Source organism: Macromonas nakdongensis (assembly GCF_002837145.1).
Classification (GTDB): Bacteria; Pseudomonadota; Gammaproteobacteria; order Burkholderiales; family Burkholderiaceae_C; genus Macromonas_B; species Macromonas_B nakdongensis.
The window spans coordinates 1-22970 of sequence record NZ_NWMV01000084.1 but is presented as its reverse complement, the minus strand read 5'-3'; the positions used below and the strand labels follow the sequence as shown (position 1 = coordinate 22970).

The 22970-nt window shown below is 68.6% G+C and carries 25 protein-coding genes; 19 read left to right on the top strand and 6 right to left on the bottom strand.

What is annotated here, in order from left to right; all coding sequences use genetic code 11:
- Positions 1–161: 161 nt before the first annotated feature.
- A complete protein-coding gene (gene radC, locus CON77_RS11300) occupies positions 162–836 on the bottom strand; it encodes a RadC family protein (protein ID WP_101049241.1) in 675 nt (224 codons plus the stop codon).
- Positions 837–914: 78 nt separating this feature from the next.
- On the opposite strand from radC, the gene CON77_RS11295 reads away from it, so the two are divergent.
- The 4 genes from CON77_RS11295 (at position 915) to CON77_RS11280 (ending at position 6189) form a co-directional block, all read left to right on the top strand.
- A complete protein-coding gene (locus CON77_RS11295) occupies positions 915–1361 on the top strand; it encodes an FKBP-type peptidyl-prolyl cis-trans isomerase (protein WP_101049237.1) in 447 nt (148 codons plus the stop codon).
- Positions 1361–2311 carry a 4-hydroxy-3-methylbut-2-enyl diphosphate reductase gene (gene ispH, locus CON77_RS11290; protein WP_101049236.1) on the top strand — a complete coding sequence of 317 codons (951 nt, stop codon included), beginning with the start codon at positions 1361–1363 and terminating at the stop codon, positions 2309–2311. The genes CON77_RS11295 and ispH overlap by 1 nt, the downstream gene beginning before the upstream one ends.
- A 108-nt stretch (positions 2312–2419) precedes the next feature.
- Complete coding sequence (gene serS, locus CON77_RS11285) at positions 2420–3745, top strand: serine--tRNA ligase (protein WP_101049235.1); 1326 nt, start codon at positions 2420–2422, stop codon at positions 3743–3745.
- A gap of 17 nt (positions 3746–3762) precedes the next feature.
- Positions 3763–6189: a response regulator gene (locus CON77_RS11280; protein ID WP_101049234.1), complete on the top strand. Its 2427-nt coding sequence runs from the start codon at positions 3763–3765 to the stop codon at positions 6187–6189.
- A 7-nt stretch (positions 6190–6196) separates the two neighbouring features.
- On the opposite strand, the gene gloA is transcribed toward CON77_RS11280, so the two are convergent.
- Both gloA and CON77_RS11270 read right to left on the bottom strand, forming a co-directional pair.
- Complete coding sequence (gloA, locus tag CON77_RS11275) at positions 6197–6610, bottom strand: lactoylglutathione lyase (protein ID WP_101049233.1); 414 nt, start codon at positions 6608–6610, stop codon at positions 6197–6199.
- A gap of 105 nt (positions 6611–6715) precedes the next feature.
- Positions 6716–8452, bottom strand: a complete 1737-nt coding sequence (locus CON77_RS11270; RefSeq protein WP_101049232.1) for a DEAD/DEAH box helicase — start codon at positions 8450–8452, stop codon at positions 6716–6718.
- A gap of 252 nt (positions 8453–8704) precedes the next feature.
- Between CON77_RS11270 and ettA the strand changes: the two genes are divergently transcribed.
- The 4 genes from ettA (at position 8705) to CON77_RS11250 (ending at position 12574) form a co-directional block, all read left to right on the top strand.
- Positions 8705–10369 carry an energy-dependent translational throttle protein EttA gene (gene ettA, locus CON77_RS11265; RefSeq protein WP_101049231.1) on the top strand — a complete coding sequence of 555 codons (1665 nt, stop codon included), beginning with the start codon at positions 8705–8707 and terminating at the stop codon, positions 10367–10369.
- Between the two features lie 67 nt (positions 10370–10436).
- Positions 10437–10985: a DUF1415 domain-containing protein gene (locus CON77_RS11260; protein WP_198552350.1), complete on the top strand. Its 549-nt coding sequence runs from the start codon at positions 10437–10439 to the stop codon at positions 10983–10985.
- A gap of 130 nt (positions 10986–11115) precedes the next feature.
- Positions 11116–11802: a helix-turn-helix domain-containing protein gene (locus CON77_RS11255; RefSeq protein ID WP_232788506.1), complete on the top strand. Its 687-nt coding sequence runs from the start codon at positions 11116–11118 to the stop codon at positions 11800–11802.
- Between the two features lie 31 nt (positions 11803–11833).
- Positions 11834–12574 (top strand): response regulator, encoded by a 741-nt coding sequence (locus tag CON77_RS11250; RefSeq protein WP_101049230.1) that lies wholly within the window; start codon positions 11834–11836, stop codon positions 12572–12574.
- 12 nt (positions 12575–12586) lie between these two features.
- Here CON77_RS11250 and CON77_RS11245 read toward each other — a convergent pair whose 3' ends face one another.
- Positions 12587–13072 (bottom strand): YqaA family protein, encoded by a 486-nt coding sequence (locus CON77_RS11245; RefSeq protein ID WP_101049229.1) that lies wholly within the window; start codon positions 13070–13072, stop codon positions 12587–12589.
- A gap of 137 nt (positions 13073–13209) precedes the next feature.
- Between CON77_RS11245 and dusB the strand changes: the two genes are divergently transcribed.
- The 8 genes from dusB (at position 13210) to CON77_RS11210 (ending at position 19370) form a co-directional block, all read left to right on the top strand.
- Positions 13210–14217 (top strand): tRNA dihydrouridine synthase DusB, encoded by a 1008-nt coding sequence (gene dusB, locus CON77_RS11240; RefSeq protein WP_101049228.1) that lies wholly within the window; start codon positions 13210–13212, stop codon positions 14215–14217.
- Positions 14214–14453: a helix-turn-helix domain-containing protein gene (locus CON77_RS11235; protein WP_101049227.1), complete on the top strand. Its 240-nt coding sequence runs from the start codon at positions 14214–14216 to the stop codon at positions 14451–14453. The genes dusB and CON77_RS11235 overlap by 4 nt, the downstream gene beginning before the upstream one ends.
- Positions 14454–14547: 94 nt before the next feature.
- Positions 14548–16149 (top strand): bifunctional phosphoribosylaminoimidazolecarboxamide formyltransferase/IMP cyclohydrolase, encoded by a 1602-nt coding sequence (gene purH, locus CON77_RS11230; RefSeq protein WP_101049226.1) that lies wholly within the window; start codon positions 14548–14550, stop codon positions 16147–16149.
- Between the two features lie 194 nt (positions 16150–16343).
- Positions 16344–16841 carry a YeeE/YedE thiosulfate transporter family protein gene (locus CON77_RS11225; protein WP_232788505.1) on the top strand — a complete coding sequence of 166 codons (498 nt, stop codon included), beginning with the start codon at positions 16344–16346 and terminating at the stop codon, positions 16839–16841.
- 1 nt (position 16842) lies between these two features.
- A complete protein-coding gene (locus tag CON77_RS11220) occupies positions 16843–17451 on the top strand; it encodes a DUF6691 family protein (protein WP_101049225.1) in 609 nt (202 codons plus the stop codon).
- Positions 17452–17474: 23 nt separating this feature from the next.
- On the top strand, positions 17475–17753 hold the full coding sequence (locus tag CON77_RS11215) for a hypothetical protein (RefSeq protein WP_101049224.1): 279 nt from the start codon (positions 17475–17477) through the stop codon (positions 17751–17753).
- Complete coding sequence (locus CON77_RS15365) at positions 17726–18352, top strand: DUF6969 family protein (RefSeq protein WP_198552349.1); 627 nt, start codon at positions 17726–17728, stop codon at positions 18350–18352. The genes CON77_RS11215 and CON77_RS15365 overlap by 28 nt, the downstream gene beginning before the upstream one ends.
- Before the next feature lie 34 nt (positions 18353–18386).
- Positions 18387–19370: a sulfurtransferase gene (locus CON77_RS11210; protein WP_198552348.1), complete on the top strand. Its 984-nt coding sequence runs from the start codon at positions 18387–18389 to the stop codon at positions 19368–19370.
- Between the two features lie 27 nt (positions 19371–19397).
- On the opposite strand, the gene CON77_RS11205 is transcribed toward CON77_RS11210, so the two are convergent.
- Together CON77_RS11205 and CON77_RS11200 are read right to left on the bottom strand one after the other, a co-directional pair.
- Positions 19398–20177 (bottom strand): SAM-dependent methyltransferase, encoded by a 780-nt coding sequence (locus CON77_RS11205; RefSeq protein ID WP_101049222.1) that lies wholly within the window; start codon positions 20175–20177, stop codon positions 19398–19400.
- Positions 20174–20794: a Maf family nucleotide pyrophosphatase gene (locus CON77_RS11200; protein ID WP_101049221.1), complete on the bottom strand. Its 621-nt coding sequence runs from the start codon at positions 20792–20794 to the stop codon at positions 20174–20176. The genes CON77_RS11205 and CON77_RS11200 overlap by 4 nt, the downstream gene beginning before the upstream one ends.
- Positions 20795–20852: 58 nt before the next feature.
- Here CON77_RS11200 and CON77_RS11195 point away from each other — a divergent pair, with 58 nt between their 5' ends.
- From CON77_RS11195 to CON77_RS11185, 3 genes are all read left to right on the top strand, one after another.
- Complete coding sequence (locus CON77_RS11195; protein ID WP_101049220.1) at positions 20853–21230, top strand: Rieske (2Fe-2S) protein; 378 nt, start codon at positions 20853–20855, stop codon at positions 21228–21230.
- Complete coding sequence (locus tag CON77_RS11190; protein WP_101049219.1) at positions 21231–22211, top strand: S49 family peptidase; 981 nt, start codon at positions 21231–21233, stop codon at positions 22209–22211.
- 7 nt (positions 22212–22218) lie between these two features.
- Positions 22219–22970: FAD-dependent monooxygenase (locus CON77_RS11185; protein ID WP_198552347.1), on the top strand; the 752-nt coding region annotated here is incomplete at its 3' end.

Below are 22970 nucleotides of genomic sequence, written 5' to 3'. Positions count from 1 at the left end.
GCGCTCGGCCTCGGCCGCCGCGCGTTCGGCCGCCCGCTGCGCGGCGCGCGCGGCGAGGGCTTTCTGCACGGTTTTCAGGTCGGCCAGGGAGCGCACTTTCATCCCCCCGATTGTCGCCCAGGGCCGGCCTCGCGCGCCGCGCGTGGGCCGGACAACCCGGTTCAGACCCGGCCCATTTCGGCCATGGAGCGGCAGCCCTGGGCGGTGACGATGAAGTGGTCCAGCACCCGCACGTCCACCAGCGCCAGGGCGGCTTTCAGGGTCTGCGTCAGCGTCTCGTCGGCGCGCGAGGGTTCGGCCACGCCACTGGGGTGGTTGTGCGCCAGCACCACGGCCGCGGCGTGGTGGTGCAGGGCGCGCAGCACCACTTCGCGCGGGTAGACGCTGGTTTGCGCCAGGGTGCCGCGGAACAGCTCCTCCAGCGCCAGCAAGCGGTGCTGGCTGTCGAGGAACAGCACCGCGAACACCTCGTGGGGCTTGTGGCCCAGGTGCAGTTGCAGGTAGTGGCCCACGGCGGTGGGCGAATCGAACAGCGGCCGTTGCTGGAGTTCCTGCGCCAGCGCGCGGCGGGCCAGTTCCACCACCGCCAGGATTTCCGCGCGCTTGGCCGGCCCCAGGCCCTTGACGGCCTTCAGCGCGTCCGCCCCGCTGTGCAGCAGGCCGGCGATGCCGCCAAAGCGGTCCACCAGCTCCTGCGCCAGCTGCACCACGTTCTTGCCGGGGATGCCGGTGCGCAGCAGCAGCGCCAGCAGTTCGGCGTCGCTCAGGGCACCCGGGCCGCGCTGCAACAGCTTTTCGCGCGGGCGGGTGTCTGGGGGCAGCCCCTTCAAGGGCATGGACTGTGGCACGGACGCCGTCATGCGATTCCTCCCGTTTTTTTACAATCGCGTTTTATTTGTCTGACGCCTGCCATCATGCCCCAAGTCGAATCCGGCTCTTTCCTCACTTTGCACTACCGCCTTTCGGGGCCGGACGGGCGCGATTTCATCAACACCTTCGAGGCCCAGCCCGCCACCCTCAGCCTGGGCAGCGGCGAGCTGTCGCCGGCCATCGAGCAGCGCCTGCTGGGCCTGGAAGAGGGCAGCCACACCGTGATCGAACTGGCCGCCGGCGAAGCCTTCGGTGAACGCCAGCCCGACATGGTGCAGTGGGTGGCGCGCAAGCTGATGGACCAGCTGGGCGACCCGATGGAGCGCTACGCCGCCGGCGACGTGGTCCAGTTCCCCACGCCCGACGGCCTGGGCAGCTACGCCGGGGCGGTGCGCGAGGTGCGCGAAGACGGCGCCATCCTGTTCGACTTCAACCACCCCCTGGCCGGCCAACCGGTGCGCTTCGAGGTGCAGCTGATCGGGGTGCTCTGATGACCGCCGTGCAAGAGGTGCTGCTGGCCGAACCGCGCGGGTTTTGCGCCGGGGTCGACCGGGCCATCGAGATCGTGGAACGCGCGCTGACCAAATTCGGTCGGCCCATCTACGTGCGCCACGAGATCGTGCACAACACCCACGTCGTCAACGACCTCAAGGCCCGCGGCGCCATCTTCATCGAAGAGCTCGACGAGGTGCCCCCTGGCGCCACCCTGGTGTTCAGCGCCCACGGCGTCAGCCAGGCGGTGCAGCGCGAAGCCGAGCGTCGCGGTTTCCGCATCTTCGACGCCACCTGCCCGCTGGTGACCAAGGTGCACGTCGAGGTGGCCAAGCTGCACAAGGAGGGCTACGAGTTCATCATGATCGGCCACAAGGGCCACCCCGAGGTCGAAGGCACCATGGGCCAGCTCGACAGCGGCATCCACCTGGTGGAAGACGTGGCCGACGTGGCCCGGGTCCAGCCCGCCCAGACCGAGAAGCTGGCCGTGGTGACGCAGACGACCCTGAGCGTGGACGATGCCGCCGCCATCACCGCCGCGGTCCAGGCGCGCTTCCCGCACATCCGCAGCCCCAAGCAACAGGACATCTGCTACGCCACCCAAAACCGCCAGGACGCGGTCAAGCTGATGAGCACACAGGTGGATGCGGTGGTGGTGGTGGGCAGCCCCACCAGCAGCAACACCAACCGCCTGCGCGAACTGGCCGAGCGCCTGGGCGTGCCCGCCCACATGGTGGACGACGCCAGCGAATTGCAGGACGCCTGGTTCGACGGCCATGCCCGCATCGGCGTGACCGCCGGCGCTTCCGCCCCCGAAGCCCTGGTGCAGGGCGTGGTGCAGCGCCTCAAGCAGCTCGGCGCGGTGTCGGTGCGCAGCCTCGATGGCGTGCGCGAAACCACCCAGTTTCCCCTGCCCAAGGGCTTGAAGCTCGACGCCCCCGGCGCCTGAGCCCCCCGTGGGCGGGACCGTGTGCCGGAACGCGGCACAATCCCCCCATGACGGCCAGCGCCGCGCCCCCGCGGCCCGGGCCCTCCACCGAACCCGACAGACGCCCCCATGCTAGACATCACCACCCTGCGCAAAGACCTCGACGCCGTCGTCGCCCGGCTCCAGACCCGCAAATCCCCCCAGCCTTTCCTCGACGTGGCCGCTTTCCAGTCGCTGGAGCACGAACGCAAGGCGCTGCAGGTGCGCACCGAAGAACTGCAGGCCCAGCGCAACAGCCTGTCCAAGCAGATCGGCATGCTCAAAGGCAAGGGCCAGCACGCCGAGGCCGACGCCGCCATGGCCCAGGTGGCCGGCTACAAGACCGAGCTGGAGCAGTCCGCCGCCCGGCTGGAGCAGATCCAGTCCGAACTGCAGGCCCTGCTGCTGGCCGTGCCCAACCTGCCGCACGAGAGCGTGCCGGTGGGGGCCGACGAACACGGCAACGTCGAGCTGCGCCGCTGGAGCCCGCAGGGCGGTGAAGGGGGGCACCCACCGGAGTTGGGTTTCGCCCCCAAAGACCACGTGGAATTGGCCGAGCCCCTGGGGCTGGACTTTGAAACCGCGGCCAAGCTCAGCGGCTCGCGCTTCGTCGTCATGAAGGGCCAGGTCGCCCGCCTGCACCGCGCGCTGGCCCAGTTCATGCTGGACGTGCAGACCCAGGAGCACGGCTACACCGAGTGCTACACGCCCTACATCGTCAACGCCGAGACGCTGCGCGGCACCGGGCAGTTGCCCAAGTTCGAGGCCGACCTGTTCGCCGCGAACAAGGGCGGCCAGGAGGGCGAGAGCGAGACCGCGCTCTACCTCATCCCCACCAGCGAGGTGCCGCTGACCAACTTCGTGCGCGACGAGATCGTGGCCGAGGCCGACCTGCCCATCAAGCTCACCGCCCATACCCCTTGCTTCCGTTCCGAAGCCGGTTCTGCCGGGCGCGACACGCGCGGCTTGATCCGCCAGCACCAGTTCGACAAGGTCGAGATGGTGCAGATCGTCCACCCCGAGCAGAGCTACGCCGCCCTGGAAGACATGACCCGCCACGCCGAGGCCATCCTGCAGAAGTTGGGTCTGCCCTACCGCGTGCTGGCGTTGTGCACCGGCGACATGGGCTTCGGTGCCACCCGCACGCACGACCTGGAGGTCTGGTTGCCGGCGCAGAACACCTACCGCGAGATCAGCTCGGTCTCCAATTGCGAGGCCTTCCAGGCACGCCGCCTGCAGGCGCGCTTCAAGAACGCCCAGGGCAAGAACGAGCTGGTGCACACCCTCAACGGTTCTGGCCTGGCCGTCGGCCGTGCGCTGGTGGCGGTGCTGGAAAATTACCAGAACGCCGACGGCAGCGTCACCGTGCCGGCGGTGCTGCGGCCTTACCTGGGGGGGCTGGAACGCCTCGCCTGATGCAACCCTGAACCGCCATGCCCCACACGCCCGTCCCCACACCGAACACCCTGCCCCAGGTGGCGGTCGGGGCGGCATCCCAGGCCGAACTGGCGGTCTTGCAGCGCCGCTTGCGCGACCTGGAGCGGCAGCGGCTGGCGCTGGATGAGCACGCCATCGTCAGCATGGCCGACCTGAGCGGCCGCATCACCTACGCCAACGACCGTTTCTGCGCCCTCAGCGGTTACAGCCGCGAGGAGTTGATCGGCCAGAACCACCGCATCGTCAATGCCGGCGTGCACGAGCCGGCGGTGTTCCGGGAAATGTGGCGCCGCATCAGTGCCGGTGAGGTCTGGCGCGGCGACATCTGCAACCGCAGCAAGACCGGTCCGCTGTACTGGGTGGCCGCCACCATCGTGCCCCTGATGGGCGACGATGGCCTGCCCGAGGCCTACATCTCCATCCGCACCGACATCACCCACCAGAAGCGGGCCGAGCAGGACCTGCTGGACGCGGCCCACCGCCTGGAGATGGCGACCCGCTCGGCCGGTATCGGGGTCTGGGAGCTGGATCTGCGCACCCAGCAGATGCAGTGCGACCAGCAGATGATGGACCTGCACCGTGTGACCCCCGAGGAACTCGACGGCACCCACCAGCCCTTTTTGCGCCGCGTGCACCCGGACGATGCCCAGGGCCTGATGGCGGCGCTCGAGGTCTTGGCCACCTCGGGGCAGAGCGTGGACCTGGAGTACCGCGTGTGCTGGCCCGATGGGGGGACGGGCATTTTCCACACCAACGCCACCGCCTTGCGCCATGGCACCGCGCTCCAGCAGCATCGGCTCATCGGCATCGTGCGCGATGTGACCGCAGTGCGTCAGGCCGAGCAGGCCATGCGCCAGGCCAAGGACGCCGCCGAGTCCGCCAACCGCGCCAAGAGCGATTTCCTGGCCAACATGAGCCACGAGATCCGCACGCCCATGAACGGCATCATCGGCATGTGCGACCTGGCGCTGGACACGCCCCTGAGCGAAGAGCAGCGCGACTACCTGCAGATCGTCAAGGCCTCGTCCGAGTCCCTGCTCACCATCATCAACGACATCCTCGATTTCTCCAAAATCGAGGCCGGCAAGCTCCAGGTCGAACGCATTCCCCTGCGCCTGGGGCGGCTTGTCAGCGACACCCTGCGCGGGCTGGGGCTGCGGGCCCACCACAAGGGCCTGGAGGTGCTGGCCGACGTCCCTGCCGATCCGCCGGGCCAGGTGTTGGGCGATCCCGGTCGCATCCGCCAGGTGCTGGTCAACCTGGTGGGCAATGCCATCAAGTTCACCCACCAGGGCGAGGTGGCGGTGCAGGTGGCCTGGGGCGACGGCCCGACCCCTGGCACCCGCACCGTGCATGTGGCCGTGCGCGACACGGGCATCGGCATCGCGCCCGAATTGCAGGCGCGCGTGTTCGACGCTTTCAGCCAGGCCGACACCACCACCACCCGCAACTTCGGCGGAACTGGGCTGGGCCTGTCGATTTCGCGGCGGCTGGTCGAACTCATGGGCGGACGGCTGTGGCTGGAGAGCCAGCCCGGCATGGGCAGCGTGTTCCACTTCACCCTCACCCTGGACGAGGTGCCCGCCACCGATACGGCGGACGTGCCGCCACCCACCGCCTTGGTCGGGCGGCGCATGCTGGTGGTGGACGACAACCAGACCAACCGCACCATCTACCAGCGCCTGTTGAGCAAATGGGGCGTGGCGGTGGATGTGGCCGCCAGTGGCCCCGACGCCCTGGACTGGCTGGCGCAACACCCTTGCGATCTGGTGCTGCTGGACTGCCACATGCCCGGCATGGACGGTTTTCAGGTGGCCGAAGCCTTGCGGGCGGCCCCGCCTCCAAGAGGGGTGCCGGTCCTGATCATGCTGTCGTCCGGAGCGGTGGGCGGAGACGCTCAGCGCAGCCGGGTACTCGGTATCGTGGGCCACTACGCCAAACCGATCGCTTCAGAGGATTTGCACGATGCTCTGGTGCGTGCCTTGCAGGTCCGCACCCGGGCGCCCGAGGCCCAGCCCGTGTCCGCCCCGATGTCCGGGCCGGTAAGGCACACCCGCAGCTTGCGGGTGCTGCTGGTCGAAGACCAGGTGGTCAACCAGAAGCTGGCCTTGACGCTGTTGCAGAAATGGGGTCACGCCGTGGACCTTGTGGTCAACGGCCAGGAAGCCCTCGAGGCCCTGGAGCGCCGACCTTACGACTTGGTGCTGATGGACATCCAGATGCCCGTGATGGACGGGCTGGAAGCCACCCGACGCATCCGCGAACGGGAGCGTCAAGGCCTCTGGCCGCGCACCTGCATCATCGCCATGACCGCCAACGCCATGAAGGAGGATCAGCGCGCCAGTCTGGCCGCCGGCATGGACGATTACATCATCAAGCCCATTCAGGCCAAGGCCCTGTTCGAACGCCTGGCCGGCGTCTGAGGTGGGGTCAGCGCAGGCCCTGGCCGGCGGCCTCAAAGTCGCGCTGGATCAGTTCGATCTTGTAACCGTCGGGGTCGGTGACGAAGGCGATCACGGTGCGACCACCGGCCACCGGGCCGGCTTCGCGTGTGACGCGGCCGCCCGCGGCCTTGATTTGCTCGCAGGCCGCATAAGCGTCGCGCACGCCGATGGCAATGTGGCCGTAGGCCGTGCCCAATTCGTACTGTTCCACGCCCCAGTTGTAGGTCAGCTCGATTTCGGCCTGGCCGGGGTTGCCACCCTCGAAGCCGAGGAAGGCGAGCGAGTACTTGTACTCGGGGTTTTCGGACGTGCGCAGCAATTGCATGCCAAGCACTTGGGTGTAGAAATCGATGGAGCGCTGCAGGTTGCCGACGCGCAGCATGGTGTGGAGGATACGCATGCCGCCATTGTGCGCGATCCGGAAAAACCGGCGTCACGGCGGGGATGCCGGCTTTCACCGGCCGCCCACCGCCACGTTGGCCGGGCCCAGGAGGGGCCCTGCGGTTTACTTGATGCGGCCGTAGCTGGTGCGCAGCGGGTCGATGCCGCCGCCGGTGCCGCCAGAGCGGCCCTGACCGCCACCACCGCCGGGACGACCGCCGCGGCCGCGGTTGTTGCGGCCGCGTTCACCCAGCGCGTCGATGCCGGTGCGCAGCGGGTCGGGCTGGCGCTGGCCGCCGCCCTGGCCACCCTGGGCCGGTTGGCCGCCCGCGCCACCGCTGCGCTCACCGGGGCCATTGCCGTCACCCCGGGGCCCCTGGGCCGGCTGGCGGGGGCGGTTGCCACCGCCGTTGTTGTTGCTGCGCGGACCGTTGCCGCCCTGGCCGTGGCGCGGGCCGTTGTGTTGGCGGCGCTGCGCGTCCTGGCGCGGCGGCTGGCTGTCGTCGTCCTCGTCGTCTTGCGACTGAGCGCGCGGGGCCGGGCCCCGGGCCGGTTTCTGCCCGCCCTTCTCGTTGCCCTTCTTTTCGCGGATGCGGTCCATCATCTCGGCGCGCGCGGCCTTGGCGGCGGCGGCCATCACCTCGCGGCTCGGCGGCTTGCCGGCACCGCCCCAGATGGTCTGGCGGCCCATGGCGATGGGTTCGGCCTTTTCTCCGGCTTCGGGCATGAAGTCCTGGAAAATTTCCACCGGGATCTGCTGCTTGGTGAACTTCTCGATCGCCATCATGAAGCCTTCTTCGTCCAGGCTCACCAGGCTGACCGCTTCGCCCAAAGCGCCGGCGCGGCCGGTGCGGCCGATGCGGTGCACGTAGTCTTCGCAGACGTTGGGGATCTCGTAGTTCACCACGTGCGGCAGGTCGTCGATGTCGATGCCGCGGGCGGCGATGTCGGTGGCCACCAGCGCGCGGATTTCGCCGCTCTTGAACCCGGCCAGGGCCTGGGTGCGGGCGCTCTGGCTCTTGTTGCCGTGCAGCGCCATGGCGCTGATGTGGTTCTTGTTCAGGAAGTCGGCCACGTTGTTGGCGCCGAACTTGGTGCGGGTGAACACCAGCACCTGGCTCCAGTTGTGCTGGTTGATGATGTGCGCCAGCAGCGCCTTCTTCTTGCCGCGGCCGACCGGGTGGATGGTCTGCTTGATGCGCTGCACCGTGGTGTTGGGCGGCGTCACCTGGATGCTCTTGGGGTTGTTGAGCAGGCCGTTGGCCAGTTCGCGGATCTCGTCGCTGAAGGTGGCCGAGAACAGCAGGCTCTGCTTGTTCTTGGGCATCAGCTTGAGCACCTTTTTCACGTCGTGGATGAAGCCCATGTCCAGCATGCGGTCGGCTTCGTCCAGCACCAGGACCTGCACCTGGCTCAGGTCCAGGTGGCCCTGGTCGGCCAGGTCCAGCAGGCGGCCGGGGGTGGCCACCAGGATGTCCACGCCTTTTTGCAGGGCGTTGATCTGCGGGTTCATACCCACGCCGCCGAAGATCACGGCCGACTTCAGCTTGAGGTGCTTGCCGTAGGCCTTGACGGAGTCTTCCACCTGGGCGGCGAGTTCGCGGGTGGGGGCCAGCACCAGGGCACGCACCGGACGGCGTTCGCCACGGGCCACGGGCGCGGCGCCCTCGCTCAGGCGGTGCAGCAGCGGCAGGGTGAAGGCGGCGGTCTTGCCGGTGCCGGTCTGCGCGCCAGCCAGCAGGTCGTGGCCTTCGAGCACGGCCGGAATCGCTTCGGCCTGGATCGGGGTGGGGTGTTCGTAGCCTTGCTCGCGCACGGCTTCCAGAATGGCCGGGGCCAGTTTCAGGTCTTCAAATGTCATGTCAGGTCGGCGCCCTTCCTGGGCGCAGGGGGTATCGGCCGCTTCCTGTGCACCGTGGCAACAGGCCAGTCAAGGTGGGCTGATGGGTCGAAAAATTGGGCCGACCGGGTGTGCCTGGGCGGTACACGGGGCCCCAGCAAGGCGCTGATGTGGCACTGACTGAAGGTGCGCAACGAACGCATTGTCGCATAAAGGGATAATCGGACGTTTTGCGCCCAACCGGGTGCCCGAATTTTTGCAGGTGAAACCGACATGGCCCAATACGTTTTTTCCATGAACCGCGTCACCAAGACCGTGCCGCCCAAGCGGCAGATCTTGAAGGACGTGTCCATCAGCTTCTTCCCCGGTGCCAAGATCGGCGTGCTCGGCCTGAACGGCTCGGGCAAATCGACGCTGCTCAAGATCATGGCCGGCATCGACAAGGAAATCGAGGGCGAAGCCATCGCCATGCCGGGCATCAAGATCGGCTACCTGCCGCAGGAGCCGCAGATCGACCCGGAGCAGAGCGTGCGCCAGGCGGTGGAAGAGGGCATTGGCGGCGCCCTGGCCGCCAAGCAGCGCCTGGAAGAGGTCTACGCCGCCTACGCCGAAGAGGACGCCGACTTTGACGCCCTGGCCGCCGAGCAGGCCGAGCTGGAGGCCATCATCGCCGCCAGCGGCTCCGAAAACGCCGACCTGCAGCTGGAACTGGCCGCCGACGCGCTGAACCTGCCGCCCTGGGACGCGACCATCAAGAACCTGTCGGGCGGTGAAAAGCGCCGCGTGGCCCTGTGCCGCCTGCTGCTGTCCAAGCCCGACATGCTGCTGCTCGACGAACCGACCAACCACCTGGACGCGGAAAGCGTGGAGTGGCTGGAGCATTTCCTGCAGCGCTTCCCCGGCACCGTGGTGGCCATCACCCACGACCGCTACTTCCTGGACAACGCCGCCGAGTGGATCCTGGAACTGGACCGCGGCCACGGCATTCCGTACAAGGGCAACTATTCCGACTGGCTGGACCAGAAGGAACGCCGCCTGGAGTCCGAACAGAAGAGCGAAGACGCCCGCACCAAGGCCATGAAAGAGGAATTGAAGTGGGTGCGCTCCAATGCCAAGGGCCGCCAGGCCAAGAGCAAGGCGCGTCTGGCCCGTTTCGAGGAACTGAGCGACGTGGACTACCAGCGCCGCAACGAGACCAACGAGATCTTCATCCCCGTGGCCGACCGCCTGGGCTCGCAGGTCATCGAGTTCAAGAACGTGTCCAAGTCCTTCGGCGACCGCGTGCTGATCGACAACCTGAGCTTCAGCGTGCCGGCCGGTGCCATCGTCGGCATCATCGGCCCGAACGGCGCCGGCAAATCCACCCTGTTCCGCATGATCCAGGGCGTGGAAACGCCCGACAACGGCGAGGTGGTGATCGGCCAGACCGCCAAACTGGCCTTCGTGGACCAGAGCCGCGAAAGCCTGGACGGCGCCAAGACCGTGTGGGAAGACGTCTCTGGCGGGCTGGACAACATCACCGTGGGCAAGTTCGTCATGCCGTCGCGCGCCTACATCGGCCGCTTCAACTTCAAGGGCAACGACCAGCAGAAGCTGGTGGGCAACCTGTCGGGCGGTGAGCGCGGCCGCCTGCACCTGGCCAAGACCCTGGCCCAGGGCGGCAACGTGCTGATGCTCGACGAACCCTCGAACGACCTCGACGTCGAAACCCTGCGCGCGCTGGAAGAGGCGCTGCTGGAATTCGCCGGCTCCGCCATGGTCATTTCCCACGACCGCTGGTTCCTCGACCGCATCTGCACCCACATCCTGGCTTGCGAAGGCGATTCGCAGTGGTACTTCTTCGACGGCAACTTCACCGAGTACGAAGCCGACAAGAAGAAGCGCCTGGGCGAGGAGGGCGCACGGCCCAAGCGCGCCCGCTTCAAGTCGCTGAAGTGAGCCGGCTGCCCGCGCCGCAGGACGCGGCGCGGCATCCCGACCAAGACCTGTCGCTCTGGAGCTGGAAATGGAATTGACCGACGAACAAGTGCTGGCCGACACCCGCCGCTGGATCGAAACCGCGGTGATCGGCCTGAACCTGTGCCCCTTTGCCAAGTCGGTGTACGTGAAGAACCAGGTGCGCATCGTGGTCAGCCGCGCGCGCCACCTGGACGGCTTCCTCGACGACCTCGACCGCGAGCTGGAGCTGCTGAAAACCACCCCGGCCGAGCAGGTGGACACCACCCTACTGGTGCACCCCAGCCTGTTTCCCGACTTTCTGGCGTTCAACGACCTGCTCGACGTGGTGGACGAGGTGGTCGAAGAGCACGGCTTGGAGGGCGTGATCCAGGTCGCGCCTTTCCACCCGGATTTCCAGTTCGAGGGCACCGAGCCCGACGACATCACCAACGCCACCAACCGCGCGCCGTACCCGACGCTGCACCTGCTGCGCGAGGACAGCATCGACCGCGCGGTGGCCTCGGGCGACAGCGCCGAAACCATCGTGGAGCGCAACCTCACCACCTTGCGCCAACTGGGCGCGCAGGGCTGGCGGGCCCTGTGGAAGAAGGACTGATTTTTAGGTTTTTGGGTGCACAGTTGGCAGTTTTATCCGGGATGCCCCCTGGGCTTTGATCACTTGATCCGGGCGAAGTATTAAAAATTTGTGTTGTAATGAATGTGGCATTTGTTGCAGAATTACCCGAATGAACCAAGCTCCCGCCCAGAACGACATGTCGTCCGCCAACTACTACACCACGTTGGAAGTGGCCAAGATCCTCGGCATGGCCGTGCGCTCGGTCCAACTCATGGTGGACCGAGGCGACCTGCAAGCCTGGAAAACCCCTGGCGGCCATCGCCGCATCACCCGTGAATCGCTGGAACGCTGGATCCAGGGCAGCCGCGCCGGCGTGACCGGTGTGGCCGCCTTGCACGGCACCCCCTCGGACCTGCGGCAGTCGGGGCGCCGGCGCCCCGCGGTGCACGTGCCCCGCATCCTGCTGATCGAAGACTCCTCGCATTTCCAGAACCTGGTGTCGATGCTGGTCAAACAGCGTTTCCCCTCGGTGGACCTGCACATCGCCAACGACGGCATCACCGGCCTGGTGTCCTTCGGGCACCTGCAGCCCGACCTGATCATCGTCGACATCCTGTTGCCCGGCATCGATGGGGCCACCATGATCACCGGCCTGCGCCGCCATGCCCTGTTCGGGCAATGCAAGCTGGTGGTGCTCACCTCCCTCGACCAGGAGCAGCGCGCGCCCTATGCCTTCGCCCTGCAGGATGTGCCCGTGGTGCACAAGCCCAAGTTGGTGCAGGAGTTGCCGGGGCTCATCGAGTCGGCCTTGCAGCACCTGATCGCGCCCGCGGCCGCAGCGCCGGTCCCGGCCTGAGCCCAGGTCCTCTTTTCCACCCCGTCGCGCCATGCCCCACCCCCGTGTGTTGGTGGTCGAAGACGACCCCACCGTCTCCCGCTTCATCGAGACCGCCTTGCAGGGCCTGGAGGTGCAGGTTGTGCTGCGCGACAGCGTCCGGGCGGCCCAGGCGGCCTTGGCCGAGCGGGCGTTTTCCCTGGTGCTCACCGACCTGACCTTTCGGGACGAATCGGGCTTGGACCTGGTCCGTGGCCTGCAGGCTTTGGGGGCGGCCGCACCCCGGGTGCTCGTTTTCAGCGGGGGACTGCACCAGTCCGTGCGCGACCAACTGGCCGCACTGGGGGTGTACCGTTCCCTGGCCAAGCCCGCTTCCGCATCGGAACTGGCCCGGGTGGTGGGCGAGGCGCTGGACATGGCCGACTGGCCCCAGGCCCCCGAGCACCCAAGCGCTACAGCGCACAACGGCCTGCAGGCTTTCGAGCTGGCGGCCATCGAAACCTATTTCGACGGCGACCGTGCGTTCTACGACACGTTCCGGGCTTCTTGCGTGCAGCAGTTTCCCTTGGACCTGCGCGAGGGCGACGCCGCCTGTGCCGCGGCCGACCCGGTGGCCCTGCGCCGTGTTGCCCACAGCCTCAAGAGCGTGCTGCAAACCCTGGGCTACGCCGACCACTCGGTCTGCGCCAAGGCCTTGGAGCAGACGGCGCAGCAGCGCCCTTGGTCCGAGGCCCTGGCCGGCTGGCAGGACCTGCGCCAGCGCCTCGTGCAAAGCTTCGGTTTGGCGGTGTGAGCGCTGGTGGCTTCAGCCGCCGAAGGCTTGGCCGGGCAGCAGCCAGAGCAGGCCAGCGGTCAGGGTGATGTAGCGCAGGCATTTGCCCAGGGCCATCCAGCCCATGCAGGGCAGCAGCGGAAACTTCAGCCACCCGGCCAGCGCGCACAGCGGGTCGCCCACCAGGGGCAGCCAGCTCAGTATGCAGGCCTTGGGGCCGAAGCGCTGCAGCCAGTCCAGGGCCCGCAGGTGGGTGGCGTTGCCCCGCGCCCGGTCCACCGCCCGGTGGGCGCCGTAGCCCATGGCCCAGCTCACCGCACCGCCCAGGGTGTTGCCCACGGTGGCCACGGCCACGGCCGGCCAGAACAGCTCGGGGTTGAGCTTGACCAGACCGAACAGCACCGCCTCGGAGCCCATGGGCAGCAGCGTGGCCGAGACGAAGGCGGCCACGAACAGCGTGCTCAGGCCGTACTGGGGCAGGCTCAGGGTGTCCAGCAGTGACCACAACCAGGTTTCCATGGCTGGGCAGTATAGGCAGTCGGCGTGACGCGCCGGGGGCGCAGGGTCGGGGTTACAATCCTGCACACTTTTTCAGCATCCCCCGGTCCGCACGCCCCGCCGTGTCCCGCGCCAGAGGGTGCTTTTGTTTTTCCCGCATGCGCCTCGGCCCCTACACCCTGCCCAATGCCCTGTTCGTCGCCCCCATGGCCGGGGTGACGGACCGGCCGTTCCGGCATCTGTGCAAACGCCTGGGCGCGGGCTACGCGGTCAGCGAAATGGTCACCTCGCGCCCCGACCTGCGCGACAGCCTGAAAACCTCGCGCCGCGCCAACCACGCCGGCGAGCCCGGGCCGATCGCGGTGCAGATCGCCGGCACCGACGCCGAGATGATGGCCGAGGCCGCGCGTTACAACATCGACCGCGGGGCCCAGATCATCGACATCAACATGGGCTGCCCGGCCAAGAAGGTCTGCAACAAATGGGCCGGCTCGGCGCTGATGCAGGACGAGGCGCTGGCCTTGGCGATTGTCGAAGCGGTGGTCCAGGCCTGCGCGCCGCACGGCGTGCCGGTGACCCTGAAAATGCGCACCGGCTGGTGCCAGGCGGCGAAGAACGCCCCGGTGCTGGCGCGCGCCGCCGAAAACGCGGGGGTGCAGATGCTCACCGTCCACGGCCGCACCCGCGAGCAGGGCTACAAAGGCGTGGCCGAGCACGAGACGGTGGCCGCCATCAAGGCCCAGGTGGGCATCCCGGTGGTGGCCAACGGCGACATCGACAGCCCCGAAAAAGCCCGCGACGTGCTGGTCGCCACCGGCTGCGACGCCATCATGATCGGCCGCGCTGCCCAAGGCCGGCCCTGGCTGTTCCGCGAGGTGGCGCATTTTCTGGCCACCGGCGAGCACCTGCCCCCGCCCAGCCCGCAGGAGCTGCAAACGCTGATGCTGGAGCACCTGCACGACCACTACGCCCTGTACGGCGAATACACCGGCGTGCGCACCGCGCGCAAGCACCTGGGCTGGTACGCCAAGGCGCTGCCCGGCGACCCGACGCGCACCGCGCTGTTTCGCGAACACATCAACCGCACCGAGACGTGCGATGCCCAACTGACCGCCGTGCGCGCCTTTTTCGAGGCCGCCGAACTCCCCTGGAAACTCGCCGCATGAGCTCCCCCAGCCTGCCCGACAGCGTCAAAGCCAACATCGAGGCCTATTTCAGCGACCTCGATGGCACCGACCCCGCCAACATGCACGACATGCTCATGCGCGTCGTGGAAAAACCCTTGCTGGAGGTGGTGATGCACCGCGCCCAGCACAACCAGTCGCGCGCCGCGCAGTGGCTGGGCCTGAACCGCAACACCCTGCGCAAGAAGCTGCTGGAGCACGGCCTGCTCGACGGCTGAACCCCACCCGCAGCCGCGCCAAACACCGGGCTGCCCCCGGCAGGCGGCCACCGATCCGATTCGTTCACTCTCTGACCCCTTGGGAACCCCTCCGATGAAAGCTCTCCTCTCGGTCTCTGACAAAACCGGCGTGCTCGACCTGGCGCGCGAACTGCACGCCCTGGGCGTGCAGCTCATCTCCACCGGTGGCACCGCCAAGCTGCTGGCCGACCACGGCCTGCCCGTGACCGAGGTGGCCGAAGTCACCGGCTTCCCCGAGATGCTGGACGGCCGCGTCAAGACCCTGCACCCCATGGTGCACGGCGGCCTGCTGGCCCGGCGCGACCTGCCCGAGCACATGGCCGCGCTGCAGCAGCACGGCATCGGCACCATCGACCTCCTGGTGGTCAACCTCTACCCCTTCGAGTCCACCGTGGCCAAGCCCGGCTGCACCCTGGCCGACGCGATCGAGAACATCGACATCGGCGGCCCGGCCATGGTGCGCTCCGCCGCCAAGAACTGGAAAGACGTGGCCGTGCTGACCGACGCCAGCCAGTACTCCATCGTCGTGTCCGAGCTGAAAGACGGTGGCCAAGTGAGCGAGCTGACCCGCTTCCAGCTGGCCGTGGCCGCCTTCAACCGCATCAGCAACTACGACGCCGCCATCAGCGACTACCTGTCGGCGGTGGACCTGGGCGCCGGCGTGCCCGGCGATGAAGCCCAGCCCCAGCGCCTGCTGTTCCCGGGCCAGAGCAACGGCCGCTTCGTCAAGGTGCAGGACCTGCGCTACGGCGAAAACAGCCACCAGCAGGCCGCCCTGTACCGCGACCTGTACCCGGCGCCGGGCTCGCTCGTCACCGGCCTGCAGCTGCAGGGCAAGGAACTCAGCTACAACAACATTGCCGATGCCGACGCCGCCTGGGAAGCCGTCAAGAGCTTCGACGTGCCGGCCTGCGTCATCGTCAAGCACGCCAACCCCTGCGGCGTGGCCGTGGGCGCCCACCCGCTGGAGGCCTACAGCAAGGCCTTCCAGACCGACCCGACCAGCGCCTTCGGCGGCATCATCGCTTTCAACCGCGCGCTGGACGGCGAGGCCGCGCTGGCCGTGTCCAAGCAGTTCGTAGAGGTGCTGATCGCCACCGACTTCACCCCCGAAGCCCTGGCCGTGTTCAAGAGCAAGGCCAATGTGCGCCTGATGAAGATCGCCCTGCCCAATGCCGGCGGCGTCACCGACTGGGACAACGGCCGCAACGCCATCGACGTCAAGCGCGTGGGCTCCGGCCTCCTGCTGCAGACCGCCGACAACCACGACATGACCCTGGCCGACCTGAAGGTGGTGACCACCAAGCAGCCTACCGCGGAAGAATTGCAAGACCTGCTGTTCGCTTGGAAGGTGGCCAAGTACGTCAAGTCCAACGCCATCGTGTTCTGCAAGAACGGCATGACCATGGGCGTGGGCGCCGGTCAGATGAGCCGCCTGGATTCGGCCCGCATCGCCAGCATCAAGGCCGAACACGCCAGCCTGAGCCTGCAGGGCACGGCCGTGGCCAGCGACGCCTTCTTCCCCTTCCGCGACGGCCTGGACGTGGTGGTGGACGCGGGCGCGACCTGCGTGATCCAGCCGGGTGGCTCGATGCGCGACCAGGAAGTGATCGACGCCGCCAACGAGCGCGGCGTGGCCATGGTGTTCACCGGGGTGCGCCACTTCCGCCACTGAGGTGCGCGGCCTTTGGCCGCCCGCCCACGGCAACCGCCGCTGGCCTGTTCCGGGCCGCGGCGGTTTTTTTGTGTCCGCGGTGCGGCACTTCCTTCGGGTTTTCACTGCCACCACGCCGCTTTTTTCTTCATAATATACCCCTCGAGGTATTTTTGAGGATGATGAAGATGGGCAATACCAGCACCCCTGGCGGGGTGAAACCGTTTTGGCCGCCGCTGGCGGCGGGCGTGGCCCTGGGCTTGGTGCTGTTGCTGACCTTCGTGCTGACCGGGCACGGCCTGGGCGCCACCGGGGCCAGCACCCGGCTGTCGGCGTGGCTGGGCATGGCGGTGGCGCCGCAGGCCACCGCGGCCAACGCCTACCTGGGGCCGCTGACCGAAGGCGGCCACATCCTGGGGGGGTGGATCACCTGGCAGGTGGTCGGCGTGGCTTTGGGCGCGCTGGTGGCGGCGTTTCTGGGCGGCCGGCTGAAGGTGCAGCTGGACGGTGCCCGCCGTGTCGGCACGGGCAAGCGCATCGCCAGCGCGCTGGTGGGCGGCATGCTGGCCGGCTTCGGCGCCCGTGTGGCCGCGGGTTGCACCAGCGGTCTGGGCCTGTCGGGCGCGGCCACGCTGGGCATTGCCGCCTTCGTCTTCCTGGGCACGTTTTTCGTGGCCGGGCTGGTCATGAGCCGCTTGGTCAAGGGGGTGTGAGATGTTTCCATTGAACGACGGCGGCATGGTGTCCGCCCTGGTGTGTGGCGCGCTGTTCGGCTTCGTGCTGGAAAACGCCGGTTTCGGCAGCCCGTGCAAATTGACGGGCCAGTTCACCCTGCGCGACTGGTCGGTGCTGAAGGTGATGTTCACCGCCATCGTGGTGGCGGCCCTGGGCCTGTACCTGCTGCGCCTGGCCGGTTGGTTGGAGGCGGACGCGGTCTTCGTGCCCACCTCCCTGCTGGTGGCCGCGGCCATGGGCGGGGTGCTGGTGGGTGGGGGCTTTGCCGTGGGCGGCTACTGTCCGGGCACCTCGGTGGTGGGCCTGTTCTCCGGCCGGCTGGATGCGCTGGTGTTCATCGTCGGCCTGGTGCTGGGTACCTTTGCCTTTGCTGGCTGGTACGGCCCGGCCATCGAGGCCGTCATGGCCATGGGCGAGGTCGAAACCGGCGACACCTTCAGCGACGCCTGGGGCATCCCCGATGCCCTGGTGATCGGCCTGATGGCCGTGGCCCTGGTGGGCGTGTTTTACGCCGGCAGCTGGTTCGAGCGGCGTGGCCGCGGGCCGGTGACGGCACAGGAAGCGGTCGGCGATGCGCCGACCCCGTGACATTGCAACGCAGGAGAGACGCTATGGCGAAAAAATCCCCATCCACCCCTTTGGGCCAGGCCCTGTCGGCCCTGATGGTGTCGGCCGCTCTGGTGGCCGCGGCCCCGGCCGCCCGTGCCCAGGCGACGCCGGCCACCCCGGCCGTGCCCGCCGACGGCAAGTCGGTCAAGGCCCCGGCCGGCAACCCGTGCGCACCGGGCAACCCTTGTGGCCCGGGCCAGAAGAAAAAGAAGAAAAAGAAGGGTTCCGACAACCCTTGCGCCCCGGGCAACCCGTGCGCGCCGGGCAAGAACTGGGCCTGAGCCACGCCGCCGAGGTGGCGGTGGCGGTGCCGCTGCGCTACGCCGCGGCCGGGCGCAGCCTGGCCTGGGCGGCCCTGGCCGGGGCGCGCCGCTTCGAGCCGCTGCGGCACCACCCCCGGCTCGACGTGGTCGACCGCCAGCGCCGCACCCGTTTTTACTACCACGCCCACGGGGATCGGCGCTGGACCGAGCCCGAGCATGGGCACTTCCACCTGTTCCGCGACGGTGGTGGTGCGGGCGACCACACCCACCTGGCGGCCTTGTCGCTGGACGCGCAGGGCCTGCCGCTGCGCTGGTTTGCCCCCAATGGCTGGGTCACCGGCGAAGCCTGGCGCCCCGCCGCCCAGGTGGGCCAGGCCCTCGACGGGTTCGAGGTGCAGACCGTCGGACCGCTGGCGCCGGTGGCGCGCTGGCTGGGTGCCATGGTCGCGCTGTTCCGCAGCGAACTGGTGCAGATGCTGCAGGCGCGCGACGCCGAATTGCAGCGACTGGTGGGGGCCGGTTCGCGGGAAGCGGTCTGGGCCGACCGGCGCCACGAGGTGCTGGCGAGTTGCAGTGCGCAACTGCCGCAACGCTTGTCCCACATCGGGCTGGCCTGAAGCCGCCCCATTTTTGCAACGAGAGGAGTCAACCATGAAGATCTGGATGCAACGCGTGGCCTTGACCACGGTTTGGGCCTGGGGTGCGTCGGGCGCCTGGGCGGGGGTGCTGCCCGGCCCGGTCGTCAACACCCAGTGGCTGTCGAGCCACCTGGACCAGGTGCAGGTGCTGGACCTGCGCGCCAGCGCCAAGTCCTTCACCGCCGACCCCGAGATGGAGGAGGTCAAAGGCAAAAAGGTGGTGGAAGAGGTGGGTGGCCACATCGCCGGCTCTCGCCTGATGGAGTTCAAGACCATCCGTGTGGAGCGCGAGATCAACGGCAACAAGGTCAAGTACATGGTGCCCGAGCGCGCCGTGTTCGAGAAGATGGTGCAGGACGCTGGCATCGACGCCAGCAAGCCCATCGTGATCGTGCCGGTGGGCACCAGCCTGGCCGACGTGAACGACGGCATGCGCCTGTACTGGCAGTTCAAGCTCTACGGCGAGGATCAGGTGGCCATGCTCGACGGCGGCATGGCCGCCTGGCTGCAGGAAGGCAAGCCCTACGTGAAAGACCCCTTGGCGGCCAAGGCCGGCAGTTGGAAGTCGCCGGCCGACCGCACGGCGCAGCTGTTCGCCGATTCGACCGAAGTCGCGGCGATTTCGCACCGCCAGTCGGCCCAGCTGATCGACGGCCGCGACCTGCCCCAATACCACGGCCTGAGCAAGCGCGATTACGTTTACGCCTACGGCCACATCGAGAACGCCAAGTCGCTGTCGCCGGACACCACGTTCAAGAAAGACGGCAGTGCCATCAAGCTGCTGCCGGCGAACACCTACGCCGGGGTGCTGAAGGCCCAGGGCATCGACCCGGCGGCGCCGGCGGTGGTGTATTGCAACAGCGGCGCGCAGTCGAGCCTGCCGTGGTTCATCCTGTCGGAGGTGCTGGGCAACCAGCGCGCCAAGCAGTTCGACGGCTCGCTGCACCAGTGGACGCTGGAAAAACGCCCCTTGGTGGGCGCCGTGCCCCTGCAGTGAGGGCCGAAGTCCGGGTCGCCCTGGACTTCAACGGCCGATCAGGAACACCGCCGGCAGCCCCAGGGGCAGGGGGGCCGGCCCCTGGCGTTTCCAGTCGGCCACGCTGGCGCTGTGCACCCGTTGTTCGGGCAGCGTCATGCCCACGGCCACGGCCAGGCGGGTCTGGGGTTTGAGCACGCCCAGGGTGGCTTGCAGCAGGCCTTCGTTGCGGTAGGGCGTTTCGATCCAGAGCTGGGTCTGGCCGGTGTGCTGGGCCAGCTGCTCCAGTTCGCGCAGGCGCTGTGCGCGTGCGGCGGCGTCCTGCGGCAGGTAGCCGACGAAGGCGAAGTTCTGGCCGTTGAGGCCGCTGGCGGCCAGCGCCAGCATCAGCGAAATCGGGCCGACCAGCGGCACCACCGCCAGCCCCAGGGCGTGCGCGGCGCGTACCACTGAGGCGCCTGGGTCGGCGATGGCCGGCATGCCGGCTTCGCTCACCAGCCCGATGTCGTGCCCCGCCAGCGCCGCGGCCAGCAGCGGCCGCGCATCAAAGCCTTGCGCCGGGTCGTGGTCGCCCTTTTTGTGCACCTGCCGCGGCAGTTCGGTGATCTGCAGGGCCTGCAGTGGCGCGGCCAGGGGGCTGTGCGCGTCCACCCGCTTGAGGAAGGCCCGCGTGCTTTTGGCGTTTTCAGTGATCCAGTGGCCGAGGCGGGCGGCCACCTGCCAGGTGTGCGCGGGCAGGACCTGGTCCAGACCGGCGTCTTGCGGGTTGCAGCCAAAGTCCAGCGGGGTCGGCACCAGATAGAGGGTGCCCAGGCGGGGCGCGCTCATGGCAGCACCCGCCCGGCGGCGCGCAGCAGGCGCGCGGTGCGAATCAGCGGCAGCCCGATCAGCGCGGTCGGGTCGTCGTTGTCGATGCGCTCCAGGAGGGCGATGCCCAGGCCCTCGCTCTTGGCGCTGCCGGCGCAGTCGTAGGGCTGTTCGGCGCGCAGGTAGCGTTCGATTGCGGCGTCGTCCAGGTCGCGGAACACCACCCGCACCACCGCCAGGTCGGTCTGGGCGAATCCGCTGTCGGCGCAGACCACCGCCAGCGCGGTCTGGAACAGCACCGTCTGCCCGCTCATGCGGCGCAACTGGGCCACGGCACGTTCGTGCGTGCCGGGCTTGCCCAGGGGTTCGCCGTGCAGGTCGGCGACCTGGTCGCTGCCGATCACCAGCGCGTCCGGGTGCTGCGCCGCGACCGCCCGGGCCTTGGCCAGGGCCAGGCGCTGTGCCAGGGCGGCGGGGGCTTCGCCAGGGAGGGGGGTTTCGTCCACGTCGGGCGCGGCCACCTCGAAGGGCAGGCCCAGGCGGGACAGCAGTTCGCGCCGGTAGCGCGAGGTGGAGCCCAGCACCAGGCGGCGTTGTGGCGGCGGCGAGACAGAGGAAGCGGGGGCAGGGGCAGACATGGCCGGTATTGTCCGGGGTTTTGCGGGGCCTGCACTTTTTCGGGTACTGTCGTGTGTCATGACGCCGCCCAGCCCCGACCTGCACCCCCTGTGCCACGGACATGACCTGGCCGAGGCCGGCGAGGCCTGCCCTTTCGATGTGCGTTACCAGGGGCAAACCTGCCGGGCCTTCGCCATCCGTTACCGCGGCCAGGTGCGTGCCTACCTGAACCGCTGCAGCCACGTGGCCATGGAAATGGACTGGCGCCCCAACCATTTTTTCGACCTGACCGGGCAGCACCTGGTGTGCGCCAGTCACGGCGCCCTGTTCCGGCCCGACACCGGCCAGTGCGTCGGCGGACCCGGGCGCGGGCCGCTGGTGACCATCGACGTGCTGGAGCACGACGGGGTCGTCTTCTGGCGGTCACAATACAACCTGCAACCCGTTGAATATTGAATGGACCCCATGCAAGACATGACCGCGCCCGAGCGGGCCGCCGCTCCGTCCACCCCCGGCTGGGAGCGCGCCACCCTGGAACGACTGGCTTTCGCCACCTTGAACGAGCAGCGCGTCGCGCGCCGCTGGAAGGTGGTCTTGCGCCTGCTGTGGCTGGCCCTGCTGTCGGTGGTGGTGTGGCTGGTGTACACCGACATGGCCCCGCCCGTGGCCGACAGCACCCCGCACACCGCCATGATCGAGGTGCGCGGCGAGATCTCGGCCGACACCGAGGCCAGCGCCCAGTCCATCGTGGCGTCCCTGCGCTCGGCCTTCGAGGACCCGGGGGCGCAGGCCGTGGTGCTGCTGATCGACTCGCCCGGCGGCAGCCCGGTGCAGGCGGGCATCGTCAACGACGAGATCCTGCGCCTCAAGGCCCTGCACGACAAGCCGGTGTACGCCGTGGTCGAAGAGACCTGCGCGTCGGCGGCCTACTACATTGCGGTGGCGGCCGACAACATCTACGTGGACAAGGCCAGCATGGTGGGCAGCATCGGCGTGCTGATGGACGGGTTTGGCTTCACCGAACTGATGCGCAAGGTGGGGGTGGAGCGGCGCCTGCTGACAGCGGGCGAAAACAAGGGTTTTCTCGATCCCTTCAGCGTGCTCAACGAGGCCCAGCGGGCCCACGCCCAGGGCATGCTCGATGACATCCACCAGCAGTTCATCGCGGTGGTGCAGAAAGGCCGGGGTGAGCGCCTCAAGCCCACCCCCGAAACCTTCAGCGGTCTGGTGTGGAGCGGCCAGCGCGCCGTCAGCCTGGGCCTGGCCGACGACTTCGGCAGCCTGGAGCAGGTGGCCCGCGACGTGGTGAAGGCCGAAGAGATCGTGGACTACACCCAGCGCGAGAACGTGGCCCAGCGCCTGGCCCGCCGCTTTGGCGCCGGGGTGGGCGAAAGCGCCATGCGGGCGCTGCGCACCACGGCCTTTGACCTGCGCTGACGTTCCCGTGACGCACACCGTGGCCGTTGTCGGCGGTGGCATGGCAGGCCTGGGCGCGGCCCTGGCCGAGGCCCAGGTGCTGCTGCTGGAGCAGGCCCCGGCCTTCAGCGAGGTGGGGGCCGGTATCCAGTTGGGGCCGAACGCCACCCGGGTGTTGCGCGAATGGGGGCTGGAGGCCAGTCTGCGCGCGTGCGCGGCCTTTCCCGACGACCTGTGCGTGCGCGCCGTGGGCGACGGCGCCGAACTCGGCCGCCTGCGCCTGGGCGCGCACGCCGTCCAAGCACATGGGGCACCCTACGCCACCGTGCACCGCGCCGATTTCCACCAGCTGTTGCAGCAGGCGGTGGCCGCCACTGGCCAGGTCGAGGTGCGGCTGAACCAGCGCGTGGACCGCCTGAGCGACGATGCCCGTGGGGTGGCGTTGGACACCGCCACCGGCCAGCGCTGGCAGGCGCCGGCGGTGCTGGGGTGCGACGGCGTGTGGAGCCGCTTGCGCGAACAGGTTTGGGCCGACGGCCCGGCCCGCTTCACCGGCCACCTGGCCTACCGGGGCATGGTGCCCATGGCCGACCTGCCGGCGCGCTGCGGGCCGAACCGGGTCAGTGCCTGGCTGGGGCCGCGGGTGCACGCGGTGCATTACCCGGTGCGCGGCGGCGCCTGGATGAACGTGGTGGTGGTGGTGCACGGCGAGCACCCGGGCGAGGCCGCGTCCTGGGACCACCAGGCCCACGCCACCGACCTGCGGCGTGCCCTGGGGCC

Coding starts and splice junctions, on each gene's coding strand:
- CON77_RS11270 (WP_101049232.1), bottom strand. CDS start 8,452: ATGACATTTGAAGACCTGAAACTGGCCCCGGCCATTCTGGAAGCCGTG.
- ispH (WP_101049236.1), top strand. CDS start 1,361: ATGACCGCCGTGCAAGAGGTGCTGCTGGCCGAACCGCGCGGGTTTTGC.
- CON77_RS11210 (WP_198552348.1), top strand. CDS start 18,387: ATGAAGATCTGGATGCAACGCGTGGCCTTGACCACGGTTTGGGCCTGG.
- CON77_RS11255 (WP_232788506.1), top strand. CDS start 11,116: ATGAACCAAGCTCCCGCCCAGAACGACATGTCGTCCGCCAACTACTAC.
- CON77_RS11250 (WP_101049230.1), top strand. CDS start 11,834: ATGCCCCACCCCCGTGTGTTGGTGGTCGAAGACGACCCCACCGTCTCC.
- purH (WP_101049226.1), top strand. CDS start 14,548: ATGAAAGCTCTCCTCTCGGTCTCTGACAAAACCGGCGTGCTCGACCTG.
- gloA (WP_101049233.1), bottom strand. CDS start 6,610: ATGCGTATCCTCCACACCATGCTGCGCGTCGGCAACCTGCAGCGCTCC.
- CON77_RS11235 (WP_101049227.1), top strand. CDS start 14,214: ATGAGCTCCCCCAGCCTGCCCGACAGCGTCAAAGCCAACATCGAGGCC.
- CON77_RS11295 (WP_101049237.1), top strand. CDS start 915: ATGCCCCAAGTCGAATCCGGCTCTTTCCTCACTTTGCACTACCGCCTT.
- CON77_RS11215 (WP_101049224.1), top strand. CDS start 17,475: ATGGCGAAAAAATCCCCATCCACCCCTTTGGGCCAGGCCCTGTCGGCC.
- dusB (WP_101049228.1), top strand. CDS start 13,210: ATGCGCCTCGGCCCCTACACCCTGCCCAATGCCCTGTTCGTCGCCCCC.
- CON77_RS11245 (WP_101049229.1), bottom strand. CDS start 13,072: ATGGAAACCTGGTTGTGGTCACTGCTGGACACCCTGAGCCTGCCCCAG.
- radC (WP_101049241.1), bottom strand. CDS start 836: ATGCCCTTGAAGGGGCTGCCCCCAGACACCCGCCCGCGCGAAAAGCTG.
- CON77_RS11220 (WP_101049225.1), top strand. CDS start 16,843: ATGTTTCCATTGAACGACGGCGGCATGGTGTCCGCCCTGGTGTGTGGC.
- CON77_RS11195 (WP_101049220.1), top strand. CDS start 20,853: ATGACGCCGCCCAGCCCCGACCTGCACCCCCTGTGCCACGGACATGAC.
- CON77_RS11205 (WP_101049222.1), bottom strand. CDS start 20,177: ATGAGCGCGCCCCGCCTGGGCACCCTCTATCTGGTGCCGACCCCGCTG.
- CON77_RS11260 (WP_198552350.1), top strand. CDS start 10,437: ATGGAATTGACCGACGAACAAGTGCTGGCCGACACCCGCCGCTGGATC.
- CON77_RS11200 (WP_101049221.1), bottom strand. CDS start 20,794: ATGTCTGCCCCTGCCCCCGCTTCCTCTGTCTCGCCGCCGCCACAACGC.
- CON77_RS11280 (WP_101049234.1), top strand. CDS start 3,763: ATGCCCCACACGCCCGTCCCCACACCGAACACCCTGCCCCAGGTGGCG.
- CON77_RS11190 (WP_101049219.1), top strand. CDS start 21,231: ATGGACCCCATGCAAGACATGACCGCGCCCGAGCGGGCCGCCGCTCCG.
- ettA (WP_101049231.1), top strand. CDS start 8,705: ATGGCCCAATACGTTTTTTCCATGAACCGCGTCACCAAGACCGTGCCG.
- serS (WP_101049235.1), top strand. CDS start 2,420: ATGCTAGACATCACCACCCTGCGCAAAGACCTCGACGCCGTCGTCGCC.